This is a genomic window from Microcystis sp. M53598_WE2 (assembly GCF_030067735.1).
In the GTDB taxonomy this organism is placed as follows: domain Bacteria; phylum Cyanobacteriota; class Cyanobacteriia; order Cyanobacteriales; family Microcystaceae; genus Microcystis; species Microcystis aeruginosa.
In genome coordinates, this window is record NZ_JASJFE010000736.1 from 1 (window position 1) to 1,627 (window position 1,627).

General features: G+C 41.4%; 1 protein-coding gene. It reads left to right on the forward strand.

All coding sequences use genetic code 11. The features are described from left to right. Window positions 1-60: 60 nt before the first annotated feature. On the forward strand, window positions 61-1,627 hold a 1,567-nt coding region (locus tag PX636_RS14980), incomplete at its 3' end, for a tetratricopeptide repeat protein (RefSeq protein WP_288117698.1).

The following is a 1,627-nucleotide window of genomic DNA, read 5'->3' on the forward strand; positions in this document are numbered from 1 at the left end:
ATTGACTTAAAAAATCAATTACAACAATCCCAAAAGCTTGCTATATCTACCTTAACAGGAATGGGAGGCATAGGTAAAACCGAACTAGCCAGACAGTTTGGCTGGCAACAATGGCGAGAAAAAGCCTATCCGGGGGGTATATGTTGGTTAAATGTGGCAGAAAGTGACGGCGGTTTTATCGGTACTTCTATTTTAGATTTTGCGCGGGTACATCTCAAATTAACTTTACCAGATGAGGGAGAATTAGACGTAAAAATTCGTTATTGTTGGCAAAACTGGTTAGCGGGAAATGTCCTAATTATTTTTGATGATGTGCGGGATTATCAGCAAATTAGGGATTATTTACCACCGCAAGAAGACAAACGCTTTCAGGTTTTAATTACCACTCGCAAGGAATATTTATCAGCGACAATTGAGACTTTTCGGGTAGAAGTATTAAAAGAAAAAGATGCACTTGATTTATTGCGTTCCTACCTTAAAGATAACAGAATTGACACACAAATCGAGGCAGCTAAATTATTATGTCAGGATTTAGGTTATTTACCCTTGGCGTTAGAATTGGTGGCAAGGTTGCTGGTACGACGACAGGATTGGAAAATCAGCAAAATACGGCATAAATTAGCCGAAAACGGCTTAGATGAGCCAAGTTTAGACAAAAATCCCAAGTTTCATGGGGAAATGACTGCGGAAAGAGGGTTAAAAGCTGCCTTTAATCTCAGTTGGGAGGAGTTGCATAGCGAACCAGAAGCGCAAATTTTGGCACTTTACCTCAGTTTATTCGCTCTTGCGCCCTTTCCCAAGGGGATGATTCTGGATTTATTTCCCGATGAGGATGGGGATACAGTGGAGGAATGGTTAACCGATAGTTTAGTTCACCTGAGTTTAGTTCAGGATAATCGTGATGGTTGGTATGAAATTCATCCCCTGTTGCGTCGCTATTTTCGGGATAAGTTAGAAGCATCACCCCACGCAGAACCAGCAAAACGCCGTTATTGTGGGATTATGGCCAAAAAATCGGCAGAAATGCCACATAATCCCACTGTAGAAATCGTTGAAGAATTTAAACCTTTCCTTCTCCATCTACAAGCATCTGTCGGGGAATATCCCCAATATATCGCTGATGAGGATTTATTTTGGTCCTATACGGGTTTAGCTCTTTATTATAATGGACAAGGATTGTATGCTACTGCTGAACCTTACTGTCAAGATTGTTTAACCGCAACTCGAACCCACTTAGGAGACAATCATCCCCATGTGGCAGCTTCCCTCAACAACTTAGCACAATTGTACGATTCCCAAGGCAGGTACACAGAAGCGGAACCTCTCTATCTAGAAGCATTAGATTTGTATAAACGACTCTTAGGAGACAATCATCCCGATGTGGCACTTTTCCTCAACAATTTAGCAGCATTGTACGAATCCCAAGGCAGGTACACAGAAGCAGAACCTCTCTATCTAGAAGCATTAGATTTGAAAAAACGACTTTTAGGAGACAATCATCCCTCTGTGGTACTTTCCCTCAACAATTTAGCAGCATTGTACGAATCCCAAGGCAGGTACACAGAAGCGGAACCTCTCTATCTAGAAGCATTAGATTTGTATAAACGACTCTTAGGAGACAATCATC